17 protein-coding genes and 1 pseudogene are annotated in these 24,496 nt (G+C 73.9%); 4 read left to right on the top strand and 14 right to left on the bottom strand.

The features are described 5' to 3' along the window. Positions 1 to 32: 32 nt before the first annotated feature. From JK359_RS19125 to JK359_RS19145, 5 genes and pseudogenes are all read right to left on the bottom strand, one after another. A pseudogene (locus JK359_RS19125) lies at positions 33 to 548 on the bottom strand (XdhC family protein); the annotation flags it as partial. A 43-nt stretch (positions 549 to 591) separates the two neighbouring features. Then, the gene (locus tag JK359_RS19130; RefSeq protein ID WP_201837094.1) at positions 592 to 2,046 is read right to left on the bottom strand and encodes an NCS2 family permease; all 1,455 of its coding nucleotides are present in this window, start codon (positions 2,044 to 2,046) and stop codon (positions 592 to 594) included. Between the two features lie 207 nt (positions 2,047 to 2,253). Beyond that, positions 2,254 to 4,677: a xanthine dehydrogenase family protein molybdopterin-binding subunit gene (locus tag JK359_RS19135; RefSeq protein WP_201837096.1), complete on the bottom strand. Its 2,424-nt coding sequence runs from the start codon at positions 4,675 to 4,677 to the stop codon at positions 2,254 to 2,256. Positions 4,678 to 4,679: 2 nt separating this feature from the next. Continuing rightward, complete coding sequence (locus JK359_RS19140) at positions 4,680 to 5,261, bottom strand: (2Fe-2S)-binding protein (RefSeq protein ID WP_201837098.1); 582 nt, start codon at positions 5,259 to 5,261, stop codon at positions 4,680 to 4,682. Then, positions 5,261 to 6,154, bottom strand: a complete 894-nt coding sequence (locus JK359_RS19145) for an FAD binding domain-containing protein (protein WP_201837100.1) — start codon at positions 6,152 to 6,154, stop codon at positions 5,261 to 5,263. The genes JK359_RS19140 and JK359_RS19145 overlap by 1 nt, the downstream gene beginning before the upstream one ends. A gap of 338 nt (positions 6,155 to 6,492) precedes the next feature. On the opposite strand from JK359_RS19145, the gene JK359_RS19150 reads away from it, so the two are divergent. Next, positions 6,493 to 8,166 (top strand): PucR family transcriptional regulator, encoded by a 1,674-nt coding sequence (locus JK359_RS19150; protein ID WP_201837101.1) that lies wholly within the window; start codon positions 6,493 to 6,495, stop codon positions 8,164 to 8,166. Positions 8,167 to 8,332: 166 nt separating this feature from the next. Beyond that, positions 8,333 to 9,097: a hypothetical protein gene (locus JK359_RS19155; protein ID WP_201837103.1), complete on the top strand. Its 765-nt coding sequence runs from the start codon at positions 8,333 to 8,335 to the stop codon at positions 9,095 to 9,097. 538 nt (positions 9,098 to 9,635) lie between these two features. On the opposite strand, the gene JK359_RS19160 is transcribed toward JK359_RS19155, so the two are convergent. Next, the gene (locus JK359_RS19160; RefSeq protein WP_307788178.1) at positions 9,636 to 10,421 is read right to left on the bottom strand and encodes a GntR family transcriptional regulator; all 786 of its coding nucleotides are present in this window, start codon (positions 10,419 to 10,421) and stop codon (positions 9,636 to 9,638) included. 626 nt (positions 10,422 to 11,047) lie between these two features. Between JK359_RS19160 and JK359_RS19165 the strand changes: the two genes are divergently transcribed. After that, positions 11,048 to 12,097 carry a DUF2637 domain-containing protein gene (locus JK359_RS19165; RefSeq protein WP_201837107.1) on the top strand — a complete coding sequence of 350 codons (1,050 nt, stop codon included), beginning with the start codon at positions 11,048 to 11,050 and terminating at the stop codon, positions 12,095 to 12,097. 97 nt (positions 12,098 to 12,194) lie between these two features. On the opposite strand, the gene JK359_RS19170 is transcribed toward JK359_RS19165, so the two are convergent. The 3 genes from JK359_RS19170 to JK359_RS19180 form a co-directional block, all read right to left on the bottom strand. Next, positions 12,195 to 12,638: an ATP-binding protein gene (locus JK359_RS19170; RefSeq protein WP_201837109.1), complete on the bottom strand. Its 444-nt coding sequence runs from the start codon at positions 12,636 to 12,638 to the stop codon at positions 12,195 to 12,197. 378 nt (positions 12,639 to 13,016) lie between these two features. After that, on the bottom strand, positions 13,017 to 14,759 hold the full coding sequence (locus JK359_RS19175; protein ID WP_201837111.1) for a pyruvate dehydrogenase: 1,743 nt from the start codon (positions 14,757 to 14,759) through the stop codon (positions 13,017 to 13,019). 72 nt (positions 14,760 to 14,831) lie between these two features. Then, positions 14,832 to 16,367: a protein phosphatase 2C domain-containing protein gene (locus JK359_RS19180; protein ID WP_201837113.1), complete on the bottom strand. Its 1,536-nt coding sequence runs from the start codon at positions 16,365 to 16,367 to the stop codon at positions 14,832 to 14,834. A gap of 463 nt (positions 16,368 to 16,830) precedes the next feature. Here JK359_RS19180 and JK359_RS19185 point away from each other — a divergent pair, with 463 nt between their 5' ends. After that, positions 16,831 to 17,820, top strand: coding sequence for a TrmB family transcriptional regulator (locus JK359_RS19185; RefSeq protein WP_201837115.1), 990 nt, complete (start codon positions 16,831 to 16,833; stop codon positions 17,818 to 17,820). Positions 17,821 to 18,027: 207 nt separating this feature from the next. Here JK359_RS19185 and JK359_RS19190 read toward each other — a convergent pair whose 3' ends face one another. The 5 genes from JK359_RS19190 to JK359_RS19210 all read right to left on the bottom strand — a co-directional run bounded on the left by JK359_RS19190 (position 18,028) and on the right by JK359_RS19210 (position 24,476). Beyond that, positions 18,028 to 19,293: a GDSL-type esterase/lipase family protein gene (locus JK359_RS19190; protein ID WP_201837117.1), complete on the bottom strand. Its 1,266-nt coding sequence runs from the start codon at positions 19,291 to 19,293 to the stop codon at positions 18,028 to 18,030. Positions 19,294 to 19,580: 287 nt separating this feature from the next. Further along, the gene (locus JK359_RS19195) at positions 19,581 to 20,129 is read right to left on the bottom strand and encodes a methylated-DNA--[protein]-cysteine S-methyltransferase (RefSeq protein ID WP_201837119.1); all 549 of its coding nucleotides are present in this window, start codon (positions 20,127 to 20,129) and stop codon (positions 19,581 to 19,583) included. After that, positions 20,126 to 21,514: a DNA-3-methyladenine glycosylase 2 family protein gene (locus JK359_RS19200; RefSeq protein ID WP_201837213.1), complete on the bottom strand. Its 1,389-nt coding sequence runs from the start codon at positions 21,512 to 21,514 to the stop codon at positions 20,126 to 20,128. The genes JK359_RS19195 and JK359_RS19200 overlap by 4 nt, the downstream gene beginning before the upstream one ends. A 121-nt stretch (positions 21,515 to 21,635) precedes the next feature. After that, positions 21,636 to 22,730 (bottom strand): ribosome small subunit-dependent GTPase A, encoded by a 1,095-nt coding sequence (gene rsgA, locus JK359_RS19205; protein ID WP_201837121.1) that lies wholly within the window; start codon positions 22,728 to 22,730, stop codon positions 21,636 to 21,638. Positions 22,731 to 22,988: 258 nt separating this feature from the next. After that, positions 22,989 to 24,476, bottom strand: coding sequence for a cellulose-binding domain-containing protein (locus JK359_RS19210; protein WP_201837123.1), 1,488 nt, complete (start codon positions 24,474 to 24,476; stop codon positions 22,989 to 22,991). Positions 24,477 to 24,496 lie beyond the last annotated feature (20 nt).

Below are 24,496 nucleotides of genomic sequence, written 5' to 3' on the forward strand. Positions count from 1 at the left end.
CCACGCGCACCCGGCGGGCTGCTCACGAAGGCGAGTGGGGCGCCGGCCTGGGCGGCGACGGTGCGGTCCGGCTCGGGGTGGCCGCCGAAACCGCCGGCGTACGACCCGTCGGGCCGGACGAGGAGGGCGCGGCCCCGCAGCCGTGCCGGTCCCTGTGCGATCCGCGCGACCGCCGCCGCCTCCCCACGAGCGGCGGCGGCCGGCGCGGTCGCGACCACCGGCCGGGCGGGACCGTCCGCCCGGACCGGGGTGACGAGGATGTCGATGACGCCGCCACAGGTCAGGCCGACGGCGAAGGCATCCTCGTCGCTGTACCCGACGGGCTCGAGGACGGTCTCCCCGTCCTCGAGCGCCTGCCGGCACAGCTCGTACACGGCGCCCTCCACGCATCCGCCGGAGACCGAGCCGATGGCCGTGCCGTCGGCGTCCACCGCGAGGGCGGCGCCGGGCTGGCGTGGGGCGCTGCCCCCGACGGCCACCACGGTGGCCACGGCGAAGTCACGGCCCTGCTCGACCCACCGGTTGAGTTCGTCGGCGATGTCCAGCATGTCTCGGTCTCCTGGCGGTGTTGCGCGAGGGGTGCGGCTCCGGCTACTTCACGCCGAGCCAGCCCTCGATGGGGTGAAGGGCGAAGTAGACGAGGAAGATGACCGTCAGACCCCACATGAAGGCGCCGATCTCGCGGGCCTTGCCCTGCGCCGCCTTGATGGCGACGTAGGAGATGACGCCGGCGGCGACACCGGTGGTGATGGTGTACGTGAACGGCATCAGGACGACGGTCAGGAAGACGGGGATCGCGGTGGCGCGGTCGGCCCAGTCCACGTGCCGGGCGTTCATCAGCATCATGGCGCCGATGACGACCAGGGCTGCGGAGGCCACTTCCTGCGGGACGATCGCGGTGACCGGGGTGAAGAAGAGGCAGGCCGCGAAGAACAGGCCGGTGACGACCGAGGAGAGACCCGTGCGGGCGCCTTCGCCGACGCCGGTGGCCGACTCGATGAACACCGTCTGGCCGGAGCCACCCGCCACACCACCGATCGCGCCGCCGGCGCCGTCGATGAACAGCGCCTTCGACAGGCCCGGCATACGGCCCTTGTCGTCGGCCAGTTCGGCCTCGGTGCCGACGCCGATGATGGTGGCCATCGCGTCGAAGAAGCCGGCGAGGACGAGGGTGAAGACGATCATGCCGATCGTCATCGCGCCGACCTTCTCCCAGCCGCCGAACTCCACCTGCCCGAGGAGCGAGAAGTCGGGCATGGAGACCGCGCCGTGCAGCTCGGGCGCTCCGTTGGCCCACTGCTCGGGGTCGATGACGCCGAGCCCGTTGAGGACGGCGGCGACGACCGTGCCGGAGACGATTCCGATCAGGATCGCGCCGGGGACGTTCCGGGCCTGCAGCATGAAGATCAGCAGCAGGGTGCCGGCGAAGAGCAGCACCGGCCAGCCGGCGAGTTCACCGGCGGGGCCGAGGGTGACCGGGGTGCCCTTGCCCTGGTGCACGAAGCCGGACTTGTAGAAGCCGATGAGGGCGATGAACAGGCCGATGCCCATGGTGATGCCGTGCTTGAGCGCGAGCGGGATCGCATTCATGATCATCTCGCGCAGGCCGGTGACGACCAGCAGCATGATGACGACGCCGTACATCACGCACATGCCCATGGCCTGCGGCCAGGTCATGTTGGGGGCGACCTGCGAGGAGAGGACGCCGGAGACGGAGAGGCCGGCGGCGAGGGCGAGCGGCACCTTGCCGACGAAGCCCATGAGCAGCGTGGTGACGGCCGCGGCGAGCGCGGTCGCCGTGATCAGCGCCTTCTGGCCGAGCGTGTCCCCGGCCGCGTCCTTACCGGACAGGATGAGGGGGTTGAGCAGGAGGATGTAGGCCATCGCCATGAAGGTGGTGATGCCGCCGCGCACCTCACGCGCGACCGTGGATCCTCTTCTGGATATGTGGAAGTACCGGTCGAGCCAGGACCGCCCGGCCGGGACGCGGCTGCCATCGCCCGCGTCGTCGGCTGCGGTCCTGGGCTCCACTGACTGCTGGGTCATGGTGCCAACTCCCAAGGTTCAAAGGGGCACCCGCGAACCGCCTTTGCGGACACGGGATTTGGGATTGGACGACCCGGGGGACGGCCCGAGACGAACGAATTTCCTGTACTTCAAGGACCGCGAGCGGAGCGGAACTCAAAGGTGGTTCCTCCGGGCGGCGCGGCGGAGTGTGTGACGTTCCCTGCGCCGCCCGGAGAGCTTTCGGTGTTACGCGGTCCCCGTCAGGTGCTCGGGCCGCACCGGAGTGCGGTCGAGTTCCAGCCCGGTCGCGTCCCGGATCGCCGCGAGGACGGCCGGTGTGGACGACAGGGTCGGGGCCTCGCCGATGCCGCGCAGCCCGTACGGGGCGTGCGGGTCGGCGAGTTCGAGCACGTCGACCGGGATGGTCGGCGTGTCGAGGATGGTGGGGATCAGGTAGTCCGTGAAGGAGGGGTTCCTGACCTTGGCCGTCCTGGGGTCGACGACGATCTCTTCCATGACGGCCATGCCGAGGCCCTGGGTCGTGCCGCCCTGGATCTGGCCGAGGACGGAGAGCGGGTTGAGGGCCTTGCCGACGTCCTGGGCGCAGGCCAGTTCGACGACCTTGACCAGGCCCAGCTCGGTGTCGACCTCGACCACCGCGCGGTGTGCGGCGAAGGAGTACTGGACGTGTCCGTTGCCCTGGCCGGTGCGCAGGTCGAAGGCCTCGGTCGGCCGGTGCCGCCACTCCTCCTCGACCTCCACGACCTCCTCCTCCAGGACGTCGGCCAGGTCGCCGAGGACCTCGCCGCCCTCGGTGACGACCTTGCCGCCCTCCAGCAGGAGTCCGGCGGTGGCCCAGGCCGGGTGACAGGAGCCGAACTTGCGGCGCCCGATCTCCAGGACCTTCTCGCGGACCAGCTCGCACGAGTTCTTCACGGCGCCGCCGGTGACGTAGGTCTGCCGGGAGGCCGAGGTCGAACCCGCCGAGCCCACCCGGGTGTCGGCCGGGCGGATGGTCACCTGGGTGACGCCGAGTTCGGTGCGGGCGATCTGGGCGTGGACGGTGACACCGCCCTGGCCGACCTCCGCCATCGCGGTGTGCACGGTCGCGACCGGCTCACCGTTGATGACCTCCATGCGCACCCTGGCGGTGGAGTAGTCGTCGAAGCCCTCGGAGAAGCCGACGTTCTTGATGCCGACCGCGTAGCCGACGCCCCGTACGACGCCCTCGCCGTGCGTGGTGTTGGACAGGCCGCCGGGCAGCTGCCGTACGTCGGGGCCCTCGCTGGACTCCCACTGGCGCTCGGGCGGCATGGGCATCGCCTTGACGCGGCGCAGGAGTTCGGCGACCGGGGCCGGGGAGTCGACCGGCTGCCCGGTCGGCATGAGGGTCCCCTGCTCCATGGCGTTGCGCTGCCGGAACTCCACCGGGTCCATGCCGAGCCGCTTCGCCAGCTTGTCCATCTGCGCCTCGTAGGCGAAGCACGCCTGGACCGCGCCGAAGCCGCGCATGGCGCCGCAGGGCGGGTTGTTGGTGTACAGGGCGATGGCCTCGATGTCGACGTCGTCGACGGCGTAGGGGCCGACGGAGAGGGAGGAGGCGTTGCCGACGACCGCCGGGGAGGCGGAGGCGTAGGCGCCGCCGTCCAGGACGATCCTGCACTTCATGTGCGTGAGCTTGCCGTCCTTGGTCGCGCCGTGCTCGTAGTGGAGCTTCGCCGGGTGGCGGTGGACGTGCCCGAAGAAGGACTCGAACCGGTTGTAGACCATCTTCACCGGCTTGCCGGTGCGCAGCGCCAGCAGGCAGGCGTGGATCTGCATGGACAGGTCCTCGCGGCCGCCGAACGCGCCGCCTACACCGGAGAGCGTCATCCGCACCTTGTCCTCGGGCAGGCCGAGTACGGGCGCGATCTGGCGCAGGTCGGAGTGGAGCCACTGGGTGGCGATGTAGAGGTGGACGCCGCCGTCCTCCTCGGGCACGGCGAGGCCGGACTCGGGGCCGAGGAAGGCCTGGTCCTGCATGCCGAAGGTGTACTCGCCCTCGACGATCACGTCGGCCCGCCTCCGGGCCCGGGCCACATCGCCGCGGACGATCGGCTGGCGGTGAACGATGTTGGGGTGCGGGACGTGCCCGCAGTGGTGGTCGTCGCGGCCCTCGTGGACGAGGATCGCGTCCGGGGCGGTCGCGGAGGCCTCGTCGGTGATGACCGGCAGCTCCCGGTACTCCACCTTGATCCTGGCGGCGGCGCGGCGGGCCGTCTCCGGGTGATCGGCGGCGACGATCGCGACCGGCTCGCCGTGGTGGCGCACCTTGCCGTGCGCGAGGACCGGGGTGTCCCGGATCTCCAGGCCGTAGTTCCTCACCCCGGTGGGCAGGTCGTCGTAGGTCATGACGGCGTACACGCCCGCCGTGGCCAGGGCCTGGGAGGTGTCGATCGACACGATCTCGGCGTGCGCGACGGTGGAGCGCAGGATCTGGCCCCACAGCATGTCCTCGTGCCACAGGTCGGACGAGTAGGCGAACTCGCCGGTGACCTTGAGGATGCCGTCCGGGCGCAGCGTGGACTCGCCGACGCCGCCCCTGGCCCGGGAGCCCTGAGTGATCTTCGAGGGAGCGCCGACGGGGGCACCGCCCCGCACGGACGGGATGGGAAGCTCGGGGGAGGGCATCGTCAGACCTCCTCGGACCGACGGGCGGCCGCGAGGCGGACCGCGTCCATGATCTTCTCGTAGCCCGTGCAGCGGCACAGGTTGCCCGACAGCGCCTCACGGATGTCGGCGTCGGACGGGTTCGGGTTGCGCTCCAGGAGTTCGTCGGAGGCGACGAGCAGACCCGGGGTGCAGAAGCCGCACTGGACGGCGCCGGCGTCGATGAACGCCTGCTGGACCGGGGAGAGTCCCGCGTCCTCGCCGGTCCCCGGGCCGGTGCCCTCGGCCTGCCACCTCCTGGCCTCGTCCAGCGGGGTGCCGCACGCGCCGGTCGCGCAGCCGCCCGCGGCACGCTGCCGGGCGAACTGCGCGAGGCCCTCGACGGTCACCACGTCACGGCCCTCGACCTGGCCGGCCGCGACCAGGCAGGCGCAGACCGGCACACCGTCCAGGCGTACGGTGCAGGAGCCGCACTCGCCCTGCTCACAGGCGTTCTTGGAACCCGGCAGACCGAGGCGCTCGCGCAGGACGTAGAGCAGGGACTCGCCCTCCCAGACGTCGTCGGCCTCCTGCGGACGTCCGTTCACGGTGAAGTTGACGCGCATCACGCGGCTCCCTCCGGTGCGGGGCGGGCGCCACGGTAGGACTCCCAGGTCCAGGTGAGCGTCCTGCGGGCCATGACGCCGACCGCGTGCCGACGGTAGTTCGCGGTGCCCCGGACGTCGTCGATCGGGTTGCAGGCGGCGGAGCACAGGTCCGCGAACCGCTTGGCGACCGACGGGGTGATGATCTTTCCGGTGTCCCAGAAGCCGCCCTCCTCCAGGGCCGCGTTCAGGAAGTCCTCGGCGGCCCCGGCCCGCACCGGGGTGGGCGCGGCCGAGCCGATGCCGGTGCGCACGGTCCGGGTCGCGGGGTGCAGGGCGAGACCGAAGGCGCACACGGCGATGACCATGGCGTTGCGGGTGCCCACCTTCGAAAACTGCTGCGGGCCGTCGGCCTTCTTGACGTGCACGGCGCGGATCAGCTCGTCGGGCCGGAGCGCGTTGCGCTTGACGCCCGTGTAGAACTCGTCGACCGGGATGAGCCGGGTGCCGCGGGCCGCCGACTCCACCTCCACCTCGGCGCCGGCCGCGAGCAGGGCGGGGTGGGCGTCGCCGGCGGGCGAGGCGGTGCCGAGGTTGCCGCCGACGCCGCCGCGGTTGCGGATCTGCGGGGAGGCGACCGTGTGCGAGGCGAGCGCCAGGCCCGGCAGCTCGGCACGCAGGTTCTCCATGATCTTCGTGTACGGCACGGAGGCGCCCAGCCGTACGCTCTCCGCGCCGGTCTCCCATTCGTAGAGATCGACGATCCGGTTCAGGTCGAGCAGGTACTCCGGCCGGCGGTGGTCGAAGTTGATCTCGACCATCACATCGGTGCCGCCCGCGATCGGCACAGCGGTGGGGTGCTCCGCCTTGGCGGCGAGCGCCTCCTCCCAACTGGCGGGACGAAGGAAGTCCATGACCGGCTCTCTTCTTCGTGGGTCGTTCAGATTGAGCCAATCCGTCTGCGGCTGGCGCGGCTCGTTCATGTCCTGTTAACGCGGAGTGGACTCAGTACACCGCCCCGTACTCGGGCGGGGTCAGTCACCGAAACCATGAAGGAGTTCGCTGGCCAGGCCGAGCATCTTGTAGATTCGTATGAACGGGGGCCCTCAGTAGCCTCCCGGATTTCCTGGAAAAACGCAGGAAACAGCACGGAGACCCCGGAATGCGCGCCCACGCGTCCCGTTCCGGGCGGCTCCCACGTCACCTTCCATGATCCATCGTAGGTTTCGAGACAAAGAACGGCGGCGACGAGATGCGGCTGCGCGCACTGCTGGACACCGATGCGCTGGGCCTGCGGCTGCTCGGCGGCGAGGACGAGCTGGACCGCTCGGTCCGTGGGGTCATGACCACCGACCTGCGCGACCCGAGCCGCTACCTCTCCGGCGGTGAGCTGGTCCTGACGGGCCTGGCCTGGCGCCGGGACGCCGACGACTCCGAGCCCTTCGTCCGCATCCTGGTGCAGGCCGGGGTCGCGGGGCTCGCGGCCGGCGAGGCCGAGCTGGGCGATGTGCCGGACGACCTGGTGCTGGCCTGCGCCCGGCACCGGCTGCCGCTGTTCGCGGTGCACGAGTCGGTGGCCTTCGCGACGATCACCGAGCATGTGGTCCGGCAGGTCTCCAGCGAGCGCGCCGGGGACCTGGCGGCCGTCGTGGACCGGCACCGCCGGATGATGACCTCGGGACCGGCGGGCGGCGGCCCGGACGTGGTCCTGGACCTGCTCGGCTCCGACCTGGACCTGCGGGCCTGGGTGCTCTCCCCCACCGGCCGCCTGATCGCCGGCTCCGAGGTCACGGGCCCCACGCTGCCCGCCGAGACCTGCGCGAAGCTCGCCGCCGAGCACCTGGCAGCCACCCGGACCGGCCGTCGCGGCCCGCACCGGGTGCTGCTGGCCGGCAACACGTACTCGCTGTTCCCCGTCCGCTCCTCCGGCCGGGCCCCGCAGCCCGCCCGCGACGTCCGCCAGACGGTCCTGTCCGACTGGCTGCTGGCCGTGGAGGCGGACGCGGGCGACTGGCCCGCGGAGCGGCTGGACCTGCTCCAGGGCGTCACCCAGCTGATCGCCGTCGAACGGGACCGCCGGGACGCGGCGCGCACGGTGCGGCGCCGGCTCGCCCAGGAGGTGCTGGAGCTGGTGCAGACGGGCGCCCCGCCCGCCGAGATCGCCGCCCGCCTCCGGGTGGCCGCGCCGGTGCTGCTGCCGGGGCTGGGGGCCGCCCCGCACTGGCAGGTCGTGGTGGCCCGCGTCGAGTGGGAGGGCCAGGAGGCCGAGGGCGGCCCGGTCGCCCAGTCCCTGCTGGAGGAGGTGCTGGTCGACCCGCTCGCCACCGGCCCGGAGCCCTCCGACCGCATCGCCGTCGCGCACACCGGCGACGAGGCGATCGCCCTGGTCCCGCTGCCCGCGGTCACCTCCGAGCACGACGGATCAGAGAGCGGCCTCCTCGCCGACTCGCTCCTGCAGTCGGTGCGGGAGCCACTGTCGGCGGGCCTGGACGACGACGGCCGGCTCACCCTGGGCGTCAGCGCCGCCGTGCACTCCGCGGAGGGCCTGCGCGGCGCCCTGGAGGAGGCCCGGCACGCCCGGCGGGTCGCCGCGGCCCGCTCCGGCCGGGTCTGCGCGGCCGGGCACCAGGAACTCGCCTCGCACGTGCTGCTGCTGCCGTTCGTCCCGGACGACGTCCGCCGCGCCTTCACCGCCCGCCTGCTGGACCCGCTGAAGGACTACGACCGCCGGCACCGGGCCGAGCTGATCCCCACCCTGGAGGCGTTCCTGGACTCCGACGGCTCCTGGACCCGCTGCGCCACCCGGCTCCACCTGCACGTCAACACGCTGCGCTACCGGGTCGGCCGGATCGAGCAGTTGACGGGACGTGACCTCTCACGGCTGGAGGACAAGCTCGACTTCTTCCTCGCGCTGCGCATGAGCTGAGGTCAGCGGGGGCGTGCGGGGCCAAACCCGGTCACGCCCGCACCCCACTACTTTGTGAAATCTTTCACCCAGCCTCTTGGCCCGGCGCCGCGATAGGTGCTGGAATGCCGCCACCACTCAACAGCTCGATGGCGTGCTCGGGGAGGGCAACGTGGCGCATCCCGCCATGTCTGGTAACGGAACCACCGGTGACGATCCGCTCCAGACCGCGGTATGGCGGTTGCGCAGCCGGGCCTGCTGGGCCGACGCGGCGGCCCTGCTGCCGGCCGACCGGCCCGCCACGGCGTTGCAACGGGCCACGCTCCTGGTCGAACGGTGCCTGTACACCGAGCGGGGCTGGGAGGAGGCGGAGGACGCGCTGCGGACGGCGGAGGCGCTGGCCCACACCGACGACGAGCGGGGGGCCGCCGCCTGCGAGCGCGGCCAACTGGCCTACACGGCCACCCTGCACGGCGTCCGGGACCGCGCCGACGAGGCGCGGGCCGCGCTCGGGCGGGCGGCGGCGCTGATCCCTCCGGGGGCGGCCGGGCGGGCCCTGCTGGACTTCCGCCGGGGGCTGATCGCCGAGAACCTGACGCGGTCCCCGCAGGCCGCCCGTGCTGCCTACCGGCGCGCCCACACGGGTGCCGCCGCGCACGCCGACCCGCTGCTCCTGTCCTTCACCTGGCGGCACCTGGCCGGAATCGCCCTGCGGGACGGCGAGTTGGCCGAGGCGCGGCACGGCTTCACCGAATCCCTGCGGATCCGGGAGGAGTTGGGCTATCTGGTGGGCACGGCCCCGGCACTGGCGTCCCTGGCGGACACGGAGGAGGAGCCGGAGGCGTCCCGGCTCCGGGAAGAGGCACGACGCCTGTTCCGCCTCCTGGGAGGCGTCCCGACCTGGCTGGCCCACCACCTGGCACCCCCGGCCCCGGGAGCGGCGACGGCGTGAGCAACCGCGGAGACCGTCACCGGGCACCCCGGTACCGATCGACCGCAGAGCCCCCCGCATCTTCCGGCCCACGCCACCTGCACCCACTCAAGGGGCGCGGGGAACTGCGCGACAAGCCACGACACACCCGCAGCCGCATCCTTCCGGCCCAGGCAACCTGCACCCACCCAAGGGGCGCGGGGAACTGCGCGACAAGCCACGACACACCCGCAGCCGCATCCTTCCGGCCCAGGCAACCTGCACCCACCCAAGGGGCGCGGGGAACTGCGCAACGAGCCACGACACACCCGCAGCCGCATCCTTCCGGCCCAGGCAACCTGCACCCACCCAAGGGACGCGGGGAACTGCGCGACGAGCCACGACACACCCGCAGCCGACGACGCACACCCACGGAACCGCCCACCAGCCCCCGCAGCCGACGACGCACACCCGCGAACCCGCCCACCAGCACCCCCAGGGGCCGCGGGGAACTGCGCGACAAGCCGCCACACCGCAGCCGGCAACGGCCCCCGCCTCGGCGGCGGCGCACGGCGACCGCTCAGCCCGCTCCGGCGAAGTGCTCGGCCACCAGCCCCCGCACCACCTCGATGTCGCACGCGGCCAGCGCGTCCAGCAGAGCCATGTGTTCCGACGCGTCCGCCACCAGCTCGGCCCGGCTCTGCCGCACCGGCGGCCACTGCGAGCGGCGGTGGAGGTCCTCGGCGATGCGGACCAGCTGCTCGTTGCCGGCGAGGCCGAGCAGCGCACGGTGGAAGGCCCGGTCGCACTCGGCGTACGTCGCCGCGCAGCCGGTCGCGGCGGCGCGGACCGTCTCCTCGGCGAGCGGCCGCAGCTCGGCCCACCGCTCCCCCGGCACGGTGCGGGCGAGCCGCAGCATCACCGGCACCTCGATGAGCGCACGCACCTCCGCCAGCTCGGCCAGCTCCCGCGCCCCGCGCCGGACGACCCGGAAGCCGCGGTTGGGGACGACCTCGACGGCGCCCTCCTGGGCGAGCTGCTGCATGGCCTCCCGCACGGGCGTGGCCGAGACGCCGAAGCGTTCTCCGAGGACCGGTGCCGAATAGACCTCACCCGGGCGCAGGTCGCCCGTGACGAGCGCGGTGCGCAGCGCGTCGAGGATCTGCCCGCGCACCGAGGAGCGCTGCACGGCCGCCCGCGGCGCCGGAACCGGCCGCTCGCCGTGCGTGTGCTCGCCCCGCGCCGCAGCGGGCACCGCGCCGTCCCGTTCCCGTGCGGACTCGCCGGTCCGGGCCGCCGGACGCTGCTGCGCAGGCACCCGGGCGGCGCTCTGCGGCACCGCGGAGCCCTGCACGCCCTGCTTCACGGGTCCTCCTGGCGGCTTGTCGGCACTTGGGGTCATTAACGACGGGTTGTCGGTTGTCCGTCAAGCACCATAGGCGGACCGGACGGCAGCGCAAACTCCGAACGAGAGGGCCAAGGGCAGCCTTACCTTAATCACCACGGTCTCTGATCGAGGACGCGCCGGAGGGCCGGAGGCCCGTCATGCCCGCTGCCGCCTCGCGGCGGACGGCGGGCCCGCCCGGCTTCCGGTCACCGCCCCCTGCTCCCGCGCCGCCGGGTCCCACGGCCGCCCGTGACGCATGTCTCGTACGACTGTCCCCTAAGCCTAAGATCATCGCCGCGCGCCCGCCCGTCCCCGCGGACCGCCCGCGCCCGGCATCGGCCCTGCCCGGCCCGGCCCCGCATCGGCCCGGCGGCCGAATTCACGGCTTCCTCATCCGCCGCAGGAACTTTCGACGGAACCACCCGTACGGGTAGTCTTAATCGAACTCAACTCCCGCCCCTCACGCGGCAGTTCGAGCAGAACGCCGCCCTGGGCATCCCCCTCGCACTTCATTGGCGGCCTCTTGCCCCGAAACCCCCTGAGGGCCGTCGGGAGTGGGCCACTATGGCGGGCGTTACGCCCCATCCCAATGCAAGGGACCCCTGATGAGATTGACCGACATATCGCTGAACTGGCTGCTTCCCGGCGCCGTACTGCTCCTGGGCATGCTGGTGGCGGTGGCGGTGCTCGCGCGCGGCAAGCGCTCCTCCGGGGAGAACGCGAGCGCGGACGACTCGTGGGAGCGAAGCGAGGAGCGGCGGCGGCGCAAGGAGGCCATCTACGGCACGGCCTCCTACGTGCTCCTGTTCTGCTGTGCGGCGGTCGCGGCCGCCCTGTCCTTCCACGGGCTCGTCGGCTTCGGCGAACAGAACCTGGGACTGACCGACGGCTGGCAGTACCTCGTGCCGTTCGGTCTGGACGGTGCGGCGATGTTCTGCTCCGTGCTCGCGGTGCGCGAGGCCAGCCACGGTGACGCGGCACTCGGCTCCCGGATACTGGTCTGGCTCTTCGCCGCGGCGGCGGCCTGGTTCAACTGGGTGCACGCACCACGAGGCGTGGGGCACGCCGGCGCTCCGCAGTTCTTCTCCGGCATGTCGCTGTCGGCGGCCGTGCTCTTCGACCGGGCGCTGAAGCAGACCCGCCGGGCGGCGTTGCGCGAGCAGGGCCTGGTGCCGCGTCCGCTCCCGCAGATCCGGATCGTCCGCTGGGTCCGGGCACCCCGCGAGACCTACAAGGCCTGGTCGCTGATGCTCCTGGAGGGCGTGCGCAGCCTCGACGAAGCGGTCGAGGAGGTCCGCGAGGACAAGCGGCAGAAGGACGAGACCCGGCAGCGGCGGCGCGACCAGCAGCGCGTGGAGCGCGCCCAGCTGAAGGCGATCAGCCGCGGCCACCGCGGCTTCGTCGGCCGGGGCACGGGCCGGCAGGTCGAGGTCGAGGTGCAGGCGGTCGAGCGCGGCCCCGCCCCGGCTACCGCGGAGCCTGCCATATCGACCGCGGAGCAACTGCCCGTACGCGCTCGGCCCTCCCTGCGGCCGGTCCGCCACGGAGCTGACCCGGTGACCGTCGACCTCACCGCGGAGGACGACACCATGGCCCTGCCGCGGCTGGACTCCTTGGAGCGCAAGCTCAAGGACCTGGAGCAGCAGTTCGGCTGACCGCCCGGTGACCCGACGACGCGGGCCCGCGGCCGGACACCCCGGAACGAGGGGTGTGACCAGGCGGGTCACACCCCCGTCCTGTCACCGTCCCGGCTCAGGCGGCCTCGGCGCCGAGTACGAACCACACCGACTTGCCCACCCTGTGCGGCCGTACCCCCCAGGAGTCGGCGAGGGACTGCACCAGGACCAGGCCCCGGCCGTGGGTGTCGTCGTTCGTGTCGGGGGCCCGCGGCTCGGGTCTGCGGCCCACGAAGTCACGTACCTCCACGCGCAGTCCACCGGGTTCCACGACGGCCGTGAGGACCGCGTCGTCGTCGGTGTGGACGAGGGCGTTGGTGACCAGTTCGCTGGCGAGCAGTTCGGCGATCTCCGAGCGGCCGGGCTTGCCCCAGTGCCGCAGCAGTTCGCGCAGCTCCCGGCGGGCTTCCGGCACCGCCCTGAGATCGGCCCGGCCAAGCCTGCGCCGGAACCGCCGCGCGTGATCGGTGATGGTGTCGGCCTGTTCCCCCGTATTCGCCGAGGAGGCCCCTGCGGTCATGGGACCGCCCCCTCGTGCCTGCCTCTTCATGACCCCCGCCTGCACGCCGCCGGACCCTGCCCCTCCTGGTCGAACACGTTCACGGGGGGATGCTTGCCCAGCGGGCTCACGGGCAGTCATCGGGTGTGCCCGATGACCGGTGGTTCGGCCACGGCGGCGGCTCACCGCACCGGCGCCACGGGGCCGCGATCCCCGTCCAGCGGGCCCCCGGACCCCCGCCGGGCCGCCACTGACGCCCCGTGAAGGCAGCGAAGCTGCGCCCGGCACGGGCGGTCGGCATACCGTCACGGGTCGTGAAACTGGCCGAAATCCACTCCCTCCGACGCGTCCGCGGAGCCGTCGGCACCGGTGGTGCCGACGGGGGGGGGACACCTTCTCCTACGGCCGGGGCACGTTGCGCAGGTTGGAGCGGGCCATCTGGAGCATGCGCCCGACGCCACCGTCCAGCACCATCTTCGAGGCGGACAGGGCGAACCCGGTGACCATCTCCGCGCTGATCTTCGGTGGGATGGACAGGGCGTTGGGGTCGGTGACGATGTCCACCAGGGCCGGTCCCTTGTGCCGGAAGGCGTCCTTGAGCGCCCCGGCGAGCTGCTTGGGCTTCTCCACCCGGATCCCGTAGGCGCCGCAGGCCCGGGCGACGGCGGCGAAGTCGGGGTTGGTGTTGGCGGTGCCGTAGGAGGGCAGTCCGGCGACCAGCATCTCCAACTCGACCATTCCGAGGGAGGAGTTGTTGAACAGTACGACCTTGACCGGCAGGTCGTACTGGACGAGCGTCAGGAAGTCGCCCATCAGCATGGAGAACCCGCCGTCGCCCGACATGGACACCACCTGCCGGCGCCGGTCGGTGAACTGGGCGCCGATCGCCATCGGCAGCGCGTTCGCCATCGATCCGTGCGAGAACGAACCGATGATCCGGCGGCGGCCGTTGGGCGAGATGTACCGGGCGGCCCAGACGTTGCACATCCCGGTGTCGACGGTGAAGACCGCGGAGTCGTCGGCGATCTCGTCGAGCACGGCGGCCACGTACTCGGGGTGGATCGGGACGTGCTTCCCGACCTTCCGGGTGTACGCCTTGACCACACCCTCCAGCGCGTCGGCGTGTTTGTTCAGCATCCGGTCGAGGAACCGCCGGCCGGTCTTCTCCCGCACCCGCGGGATCAGGCAGCGCAGCGTCTCGCGGACGTCGCCCCACACCGCGAGGTCGAGCCGGGACCGGCGGCCGAGCACCTCGGGCCGGACGTCGACCTGGACGATCCGCACGTCGTCCGGCAGGAAGGCGTTGTACGGGAAGTCGGTGCCGAGCAGGATCAGCAGGTCGCACTCGTGCGTGGCCTCGTAGGCGGCGCCGTAGCCGAGCAGTCCGCTCATACCGACGTCGTACGGGTTGTCGTACTGGATGAATTCCTTGCCCCTGAGGGCGTGGCCCACGGGGGACTTGATCTTCCCGGCGAACTCCATCACCTCGGCGTGGGCCCCGGCCGTGCCTCTGCCGCAGAACAGGGTGACCTTCCCGGCCGCGTCGATCATCTCCACCAGCCGGTCGATCTCGGCGTCGCCGGGCCGGACGGTGGGCCGGGAGGTGACGAGGGCGCTCCGGGCCGCCTTCTCGGGGGCGGGTTCGGCGGCGATGTCGCCGGGCAGCGCGACCACGCTCACCCCGCTGCGGCCGACCGCGTGCTGGATGGCGGTCTGCAGCAGCCTGGGCATCTGTTTCGGGCTGGAGACCAGCTCGCAGTAGTGGCTGCACTCCTGGAAAAGCCGGTCCGGGTGGGTCTCCTGGAAGTAGCCGAGGCCGATCTCGCCGGACGGGATGTGCGAGGCGAGGGCCAGGACCGGAGCCATGGAGCGGTGGGCGTCGTAGAGGCCGTTGACGAGGTGCAGGTTGCCCGGACCGCAGGAGCCGGCGCAGGCGGCCAGCTTCCCGGTGATCTGAGCCTCGGCGCCGGCCGCGAAGGCCGCGGTCTCCTCGTGGCGTACGTGGATCCAGTCGATGGCGGAGTTGCGGCGGACGGCGTCCACCACCGGGTTGAGGCTGTCGCCGACGACGCCGTAGAGGTGGCGCACTCCGGCGCGGACGAGGATGTCGACGAACTGCTCGGCGACGCTCTGCTTGGCCATGGCTCTCGTCTGCCCCTTCGCTGTCCCGGGATACGGCCGCCCTCCCGTTCCATCAATCCACAGGGGCTCCCGTTACGCCTCCCACACGGCCGCCGCCGTACGGTCGTCGGCGTACCCCTTCACCCGTACCTGGGCGTCGGCGAGGAACGCGGCGAGGCCCGGTGGCGTACGGCCGGACCAGCGGCGGGTCAGATAGGCGCAGAGGGCGGGCTCGCCGCGCAGCGGGTCGGCGAGGCCCGCGCTGCACATCACCAGGGCATCACCCGGCCGGGCTACCGAGGCGCGGAACCGGAAGGGCTCGCGGGGTGGCGGGACGGGGTCGCCCGCCCGGGGATGCGGGGCCGGGGCGGGCTCGTAGGGGCTGGGCGGGGTGGGGATGCCGAGATCCATCGTCAGCCGGTCGCCCTCGGGCGTCTGCTCCGGCGGGGAGCCGGAGCCGGTGACGGGGGCTCCGGTGGTGCCGGCGGGCGGCACGGTCGGCTCGATGTCCTGCCAGGCGCCGTCCCGCAGCCGGAACAGGCCGCCGTCGCCGACGCCGAAGAACACGCGGGTACGGCAGTCCGGGTCGGCCGGCAGGAGCAGACAGCGCAGGCTCGCCGTGTACTCCTCGGGGGCGAGGCCCTGTTCGGCCGCGCTCGCGCGGAGCCTGCCGATGCTGCGGTCGGTGAGCCGGTGCAGGCCGGACTTCAGGTCGCCGCGGCGGGCCGCGCGGATGTCCGCCACGAGCCGCTGGTGGCTGCGGCCCACGGCCCGCCCGATCCACCGGCACGCCTCGGCCGCCGCCAGGTGCGCGCCCGGCGTGGCCCGCGCACCGGTGGCCATCGCGACGAGGACCAGCGCCTGCTCCCCCGCCCCGAACCGCGCGGTGAGCAGGGCGTCGCGGCGCGGCTCGCCCCGGTAGCGGGCGGAGTCGCCGCGCAGCGACACGGCCCGCAGCGTGCACGCCCCGTACCGGGCGCCGTCCAGGACGGTGTCGGAGACCAGTTCGTCCAGTCCGTCCGGGTCGGCGAGGGGGAGCGCGGTGGGCTCGGGGTCGTAGGTGGGCGGCCCGGATCCGACGTAGTCGACGGAGGCGGCCGGGTGCGTGGATGCCGACGACGCCGTGGGTTCGACCGGCTCCGGCGCCGCAGGAACAGGAGGAGGAGGAGGGGGAGGGGGAGGGGGAAGAGGAGGGGGATCGCGGGGGTCCTGGGGCGCCGGGGTGGGCCCTGCGGGGCCCGCGGGCGTTCGGGAGGGCTGCGGTGGGGTCGTGGGCGCGGTGCGCTGTGCGGGTACCTCCGCTTCCCGGAGCGCCGGTCCCTGCGTACGGGTACCGCCCCCGTCCGCGCCCCCGTCGTCCCGCCAGTCCGCGTCGTCCCGCCTGCCCCCGTCGTCCCGCCGGTCCGCGGCGCCCGGCCCGCTCCTGTCCTCCCGCCCGTCCGCGTCGTCCCACCCGTCCGTCGCCGGTGTCGCGGGCGGCCGGCCGGCCACCGCGTTCCGCGCCGAGGCGAAACGGTCGTCCAGGGAATCGGGCGCTGCCGTCGGACCCGTGTCCTGGGTGGAGTCGTCGTACAGCTGCCCCCACCAGTCGTCCTCGGGACGGACAGGTCTTCCCCCCTGTTGGCTCATGCCCGTAATTGTCCACCGCACGGGCCCCGGGAAAACGGGGCATCGGGAAAATCCGGCGCCCCCGGCCGTCGCGAACGTCATGTCGGGTGAGCGACTGAACAGACGTACGAGGGGCCGCTGATGGCCGCCGGGCGGCCCCACCCCCCACGGGAGGACCGCCCGGCGACGTGTGAAGTGGCCCGGCCCCGGATCCCCTCCGTGTGCGTGGACACGTCCGGGCCGGGCCACGGTCCGTGCTGACCGGGCGTCCTCGACGGAGGCCGGTCGGCAGGCCGGATCATGGCTGGTTTTCCTGGGACGCGGCTGGGGGCCGGGGTCATGGCCGGGCGTCCTGCGGTGCTGCCACCTTGGCAGAGTCCCCACCGGTACGGCGATGATGTGCGGCGGCGGGTTTGCGCCGTGGCCGGTTTCCGCCAGGCCGTGCCGCTTCCGTCGGTCGGTGCACAGGGAGGGACGCAAAACGATGCTGGCAGCGATAGGGCTGGACGACACGCACGAGGCGGCGTACCGGGCGCTGGTGTCCCTGGGCGCGGCCGACGTGGCCGATCTGGCGCGGCGCCTGACGCTGGCCGAGCAGGACACCGAGCGGGCGCTGCGCCGGCTGGAGCGGCAGGGCCTGGCGGCCCAGTCCTCGGCACGGCCGGGCCGCTGGGTGGCGGCGCCGCCCGGGGTGGCACTGGGCGCGCTGCTCACCCAGCAGCGGCACGAGCTGGAGAAGGCGGAGCTGGCTGCGGCGCTGCTCGCGGAGGAGTACCGGGCGGCGGCGGCCGAACCGGCGGTGCACGATCTGGTCGAGGTGGTGACCGGCGCCCCGGCGGTCGCCCAGCGTTTCCTCCAGCTCCAGCTGGGCGCGGCCGAGGAGGTGTGCGCGCTGGTGACCGGCAACCCGGTCGTCGTGTCCGGCACGGAGAACGAGGCCGAGGCGCAGGCGGCCGGGCGCGGGGTGCGCTACCGGGTGGTGGTGGAGCGCGCGGTACTGGACCTGCCGCACGGGCTGACCGAGCTGTCGGCGGCGCTCGGCCGGGACGAGCGGGTGCGGGTGGTGGACCGGGTGCCGACGAAACTGGTGGTGGCCGACCGCTCGCTGGCGATGGTGCCGCTGACCTCGCGGACGGCGGAGCCGGCGGCGCTGGTGGTGCACGCCAGCGGGCTGCTGGAGCTGCTCGCGGGGCTGTTCGAGTCGGTGTGGCGCGAGGCGCTGCCGCTGCGCCTGGGCGTCGCGGGGGTGCCCGAGGAGCGGCCGGACGGCCCGGACGCCACCGACTTGGAGGTGCTGTCGCTGCTCCTGGCGGGGCTGACCGACGCGAGTGTGGCGAAACAGCTCGGCCTGGGCCTGAGGACCGTACAGCGCCGGGTGCGGCGACTGATGGAGCTGGCCGGGGTGACGACCCGCATGCAGCTGGGCTGGCACGCCTGGGAACGCGGCTGGGTGACCCGGGAAGAATCTCGCTGACCTGCGCCCGCGTCCGTTCCCCGGGCGCGCGGCCGCGACCGGCGGGCACCGCAGCACGCGGTGGACCCCGCCGGAGGCATGCGGTCAGCGGGCCGGGCGCGGCGAACCCCGCCGGAGGCATGCGGTCAGCGGGCCGGGCGCGGCGAACCCCGCCGGAGGCATGCGGTCAGCGGGCCGGGCGCGGCGGACCCCGCCGGAGGCGTGCGGTCAGCGGGCCGGGGCGCGGAGGACCAGGGTGCGGGCGTGCGGTCGGACGGACTGGGCGCGGTGGAGCGGGGCGGGGGCGTGCTGCCGGCGGGTCAGGGCGTGGTGGACCACGTCGGCCACGGCGGCCATGCCGGTGTCGTTGAAGTGCAGGTGGTCACCCGGGTCGTAGCGGGGCCGGATGCGTAGCGGGTCGGCGGGGTCGCGGACGGCGGCGTCGGCGTCGGCGACCGCGTCGAACGCTCCGCCGGTGCGGATGAAGGCGTTCACCCGCTGCCGTACGCCCTCGCGGGCGGCGGTCCAGGCGGAGTAGCCGGCGAACGGGGTGAGGGTGACGCCGACGACCCGGATGCCGCGGGCGTGGGCGCGGGCGACGATGGCGCGGTAGGCGGCCGCGTAGGCGGCGGCGTCGTTCGCCTGCGGGGTGCCCTTGACGTCGTTGACGCCCTCCCAGACGACCAGGATCCGTACCCCGGCCCGGTCCAGGGCGTCTGCGTCCAGGCGGGCGAGGGCGCTGGGGCCGGTGCCGTCGCGCAGCAGGCGGTTCCCGGCGATGCCGGCGTTGAGGACGCCGAGCCGGTGCCGGCGCAGCCGCTGGGCCAGCCGGTCGGGCCAGCGGCGGTTGGCGTCGGGGGTGGAGCCGTTGCCGTCGGTGAGGGAGTCGCCGAACGCGACGATGCTGCCGGCGCCGGCCCCCCGCACGTCGACGCCGGTGACGTAGTACCAGCGGCTGGTGGTGAGGGTGTACGCGGTGCCGTCCGTGTCGGCCGCCCGGCCGGCGCCGGACCGGGCCAGATAGCTGGTCTGCAGGGCGGTGCGGTGGTAGGTGGCGGGACCGGAGTCGTCCGGGGTGTACACGGTGACGAGCAGGTCGGTGCCGGCCTGGACCGGCAGCGGCACCGGGTCGGTGACCGTGTCCGCGCCGGGCGGGACGACGGTCTCGGGGACGCCGTGGAAGGCGGCGGTGCGCACGGTGCCGGGCACCGCGTCGGCACCGGCCGCGCGGCGTACGGCGACGGTGACGGCGCCGAGGCGCAGGGGCCTGGTGCCGAGCCGGTTGCTGAGGCGGACACGGACGGCGATGCCGCCGGTGCTGAGGTGGACGACGTTGCGGACGGCGGCCCCGGGCAGCGCCTCGGCCACGCCGGAGGGCGCGGTCTCCCAGCTGCCGGTCCAGGGCAGTACGGCGGGCTCGGCGACGGCCGGCGCGGTCAGCACCGGCAGCAACGCCGTGCAGAGGACCGTGAGGACCCGTACGACCTTGGTCATGTGTGCCCGCCCTTCCCCGTGGTGCGCCGGAGGTGACCGTGCCACACGGCCGGGCCGCGCCGCCGGAACATCGAGTGCGGTCCACCCGCTCGGCGCAACCGGGTCCGGGACGGAGGTCCAAGGCCTGTGCGCCGGTGCGCGGTCCGCGCGGACGTGCTCGCCCCCCGCCCTGACCGGATTCGACGGGGCCGGGCGGACGTGTCCCCTGCCGCAGCGCCCCGGCCGGACGACCACCCTGGACCTGCAGCGGCCCGGCCGGCCGGCCACCGTGCACCCCACGGGGTCGGTCACATGGGGTGATGCCCGATGTGCGCCGCCGTGGCACTCGGGCGGTCCTGGTCCGCGGAGCGGTTCAGCGCGCCCTCCAGGGTGAGCAGCCAGACCTTGCGCTCGATCCCGCCCGCGTATCCGGTCATCGAGCCGTTCGCGCCGATGACACGGTGACAGGGGCGCACGATCAGCAGGGGGTTCGCGCCGATCGCCGTGCCGACGGCGCGAACGGCCGCGCGGGGGGCGCCGATCCGTGCGGCGATCTCACCGTAGGCGGTGGTGGCGCCGTACGGCAGCTCGTCCAGCGCGGCCCACACCCGCTCCCGGAACTCGGTGCCGTGCGCGCTCAACGGAAGCCGGAACTCCTTGAGTTCGCCGGCGAAGTAGGCGGCGAGCTGCTGCGCGGCGGCCCGGAACGGGCCGGCGTCGGGCAGCCAGCCGTCCTGCACGGCCCGCCGGCCCTTCTGGCCGGGCACGGACAGCGAGGTGAGGGCTCCGTCCGCGTCGGCGGTGAGCAGCAGCCGCCCGACGGGAGAGTCCAGACGGGTGTAGTACTCGGCGGTCATCGGCTCAGTTCTCCTGCCACGCGCAGATGTTGTACGGCGTACGAACGCCAGGGGCGCCAGGTGTCGGGGACGTGTGTTCCCGGCGGGGCCACGTCCGGATCGCCGAGGGCGCGCACGCGCAGCTCGGCGACGGTGGCCGGGCTCATGCCGGGCAGGGCGAGCAGCGCCGCCTCGGCGTCGTCCCGGTCGGCTCCCGGGTCCAGCCGTACGGTGCCGTCGGCGAGGGCGGCGGCGAGCGCGCCCAGCGGTCCGCCGGGCTCGGCCCCGGCGAGGACGGCGGGCTCCGGGAAGAGGTGGGTGATGCTGCCGCAGGGCGCGTCGAGCGCCTTGCCGTAGCGCCGCACCAGCTCCTGGGCGCCCTCGACGCCGGTCAGGGCGCGTACGGCGGGCTCCAGCGGGTCCACGGCGCCGGGTGAGCGCAGGCCGGGGCGGGCGGCGACCAGCGGGGCGAGCCGCGGGTCGGTGCCGAGCCGTTCGTCGACGGCGTACGGATCGGCGTCCAGGTCGAGCAGCCGCCGCAGCCGCTGCACGGCCGTGCCGAGGTCCCGGGGGTCGGTGAGGTGGAGCCGGGCGTCGAGCCAGCCTCCGGGGTGGGTGCCGGTGCCGGAAGCCCGGGTGCGTTCCTGGACGGCGACCAGCGCGGTGCCGTACGGCAGTCGCAGGCTGCGCCGGTAGGTGCGGCTGCCCGGGGTGCCGGTGACCTCTTCGACGCCCGGCACGGCCTCGCGTGCGAGCTGGTCGAAGACGGCGGCGGTCTGGTAGGGGCCGCGGTGGGCGAGCCGCAGCGGGATGCCCGCGCCGGGCGCGGCCCGGCGGGTGCCCCGGCCGCGGGGGGCGGCGGCCCGGACCTCGGTCGGGGTCGCGTCGTACACCTCGCGGACGGTGTCGTTGAACTGCCGGACGCTGGCGAACCCGGAGGCGAAGGCGATCTCGGTGATCGGCAGGCCGGTGGTCTGCAGCAGCACGCGTGCGGTGTGTGCCCGCTGGGCCCGGGCCAGTGCCACCGGTCCGGCGCCCAGCTCGGCGGTGAGCTGCCGCTGCACCTGCCGGGCGCTGTAGCCGAGCCGGGTGGCGAGTCCGGCGACGCCCTCGCGGTCCACGACGCCGTCGGCGATCAGGCGCATGGCGCGGCCGACCACGTCGGCGCGGGCGTTCCAGTCCGCCGATCCCGGTACGGCGTCCGGTCGGCACCGCCGGCAGGCCCGGAAGCCCGAGCCCTGGGCGGCGGCGGCCGTCGGGAAGAACCGCACGTTGTGCCGTTTGGGTGTCACCGCCGGGCAGCTGGGCCGGCAGTAGATTCCGGTGGTCTCGACGGCGAAGAAGAACGCGCCGTCGAATCGGCCGTCCCGGCTGCGCACCACCTCGTACCTGGTGTCCTCGTCCATCACGTGGTCCAGTGTGGGCCGCGGGCGGGGCAGCGGCTAGCGGGAATCGGACGTGGAGCTGGGTGCGCCGGTGCGGTCGCCGCACCGGCGCGGGGCCGTCCGGTCCCAGTGCCCGGGCCGTCTAGTTCCAGGGCCTGCGCTTGGCCTCGCCGGCCGCCTTTCCGGCGGCCGCCTTGCGCTGCCAGTCCTTCCGCAGCTCGGAGCGGAGCCGGGCGTCCGCCTTGGCCACGGTCCACTGGTTCTCCCGGACGAGCTTGCGGTAGCTCTCCAGCCGCCGGTCCGGGAGGTCGCCGTTCTCGACGGCGGAGCGGACCGCGCAGCCCGGCTCGGTCTCGTGGGCGCAGTCCTGGAACCGGCACCTCTCGGCCAGTTCCTCGATCTCGGCGAACACCCGGCCGACGCCGGTCCCGGCGTCGTACATGCCGACGCCCCGGAGGCCGGGCGTGTCGATGAGCACCCCGCCGGAGGGCAGCGGGAGCAGGTTGCGGGTGGTCGTGGTGTGCCGGCCCTTGCCGTCGACGTCACGGGCCGCCTGCACGTCCATGACGTCCGCGCCGGCGAGCGCGTTGGCGAGGGTGGACTTGCCCGCGCCGGACTGGCCGAGCAGGACGCTCGTGCCGGAGCCGACGAGCGCGACGAGGACGTCGAGCCCGTCGTCGTGCAGGGCGCTGACGGGGACGACGGGCACGCCGGGCGCGCTCGTCTCCACGTCGTGCACGAGGTGGGCCAGGGTGACCGGGTCCGGCACGAGGTCGGCCTTGGTGAGGACGACGACGGGCTGGGCTCCGGACTCCCAGGCCAGGGCGAGGAACCGTTCGACGCGGCCGAGGTCGAGTTCCACGGCGAGGGACACGGCGACGACGGCGTGGTCGACGTTGGCGGCGAGGATCTGCCCCTCGGACCGCTTGGAGGAGGTGGAGCGGACGAAGGCGGTGCGGCGCGGCAGGTACGCGCGGACGTAGCGAGGGTTGCCGCCGGGGTCGACGGCGACCCAGTCACCGGTGCACACGACACGCATCGGGTCGTGCGGGGTGACGAAGGCGGTGTCGGCGCGGACGAGGCCGTCCGCGGTGACGACGTCGCACTGGCCGCGGTCGACGCGCACGACCCGGCCGGGCAGCAGCCCCCGGGTGTCGTACGGGGTGAACGCGGAGGCCCAGGCCTCGTCCCAGCCGTAGGGAGTCAGCACGGGGTGCACAGCGGAGGTGGAAGTCAAGGGAGACCCTTCACAAGGGTGGCCCCGGGCGGGCGCGTGGGTGCGCGGTCGGTTCAGCCGGTGGCCACGGAGGTGGACTTGAGGTGTTCCTGGGTGGGGGCGGAGCCCGGCACGGTGACAGCCATCGTCGGCACCTCCTCGTTCTCACTCGTTCGTGCGCACACCACCTCGGCGTGCCCGGCAACTCTAGCCCGCGGTCGGGGCCGTGTGTCAAAGCGTTTTCCCCGGGCCGGGGAGCCCCCGGTCCGGGTGCCGCTGTCAGCCGGACGCGCAGGGCCGGCCGTTGAGGGTGAAGGCGGACGGGTCGCGGTTGGCGTCCGTCCAGGAGCCGATGAAGCCGAAGGACAGGGTGCCGTGCGCGGCGACGGTCCTGTCGTAGTCGGCGGCGAAGGCCGTGACGTGGGGGCCGTCCTGACGGGCCGTGGCGTCCCACATCTGGCGTGCCTGCTGGCCGTCGCGGAACGTCCAGGACACCTGCCAGCCGTTCAGGGCCCGGTCGGTGACGACGGTGACGGTGGCCTGGAAGCCGTCGGTCCACTGGCTGACCAGGTCGTAGCTGACCCGGCAGGCGGTGGTCCGGGTGGTGGCGGGGGCGCTCGTGCGGGGTGCGCGGCGGGTCGCGGAGGAGGTGCCCTGGGGTTCGGGGCCGGGCTTCGTCCCGCGGGGCGGCCGGCTGGTGCCGCTCGTGGAGGGGGTGGCGGACGGGACGGTGGTCCGGGCGGGGGCGGCGTCGATGCCGGGCAGTTCCGGGTCGCCGACCGGCTGCCGGGCGTCGCGGGCGGCGGCGGTGTCGCCGCCGGAGCCGTCGAAGGGCATCAGGGACGCGCCGAGTGCGAGCGCCGACAGCACGACCGCAGTGGCGACGAGGCCGCGGCGCAGCATTCTGGTGCGGCCGGCGTCCTCCTTCGGATCGGCGGTGTCGGGGTCCTCGGTGCCGGGGCGGCCCGTGCCGAGCCGGACCTCGGTGGCCCGGCGGCGCCGCTCCAGATAGGCGAGGCCGCCCCAGCCGATCACCCCGCCGGCCAGCGCGGCGGGCAGTCCGCCGCCGTGCAGGCGCAGGCAGGCGGCGGCCTCGGCGCACTGCACACAGGTGGCGAGGTGCCGGGAGAGGTCGCCGGGTGTCTCGGCGAGGGGCGAGCGCGTGACCGCGTCCAGCAGACGGGCGTAGCTGCGGCACTGCGCGTCCATCGGGGAGTCCAGGTGGGCGCGGTGGCAGCGGTCCCGGAAGAGGGTGCGGACCTGGTCGAGTTCACCGGCGGCGGTGGCCGGGTCCAGGCCGAGCCTGCGGGCCACGGTGGGCAGGGGCAGCGACTCCACCTCGGCCAGCCACAGCAGGGCGGCGTCGGCCTCCTGCTCCTGCATGTCCCGCAGGCCGCGCAGCGCGATCGGGCGCCCCAGCGGCGGTCCGGCGAACCGGGCGGCGTTCTCCGAGTGGAGCCACAGCCTCAGGTCGGGGTCGAGCTTGTGCCCCTGCCCGTCGGCCTCCCACTCGGCGGCGGTGCCGCGTACGGCGGTGAGCAGCGCCGGGACGGTCGGGAGCCGTGCGGTGCGGCGGCCGGCGCCGCGCACGTGGGTGCTCGCGGCGGCGCGCACCTCGCGCATGCCGAGCGTGAATGCCTCGGTGGCCAGCTGATGGGCCGTCAGGGAACCGGAGGTGCACAGATCCGCGTACGAGAGCACCGCGTCCCAGCACTCCGCGAACAGCGCGGCCTCGGCGTCGTCCTGGGGGGTCGGCAGGTCGGGCATGGGACTCCTGCATCCACGAG

The organism is Streptomyces actinomycinicus, from assembly GCF_016741775.1.
Lineage (GTDB): Bacteria > Actinomycetota > Actinomycetes > Streptomycetales > Streptomycetaceae > Streptomyces > Streptomyces actinomycinicus.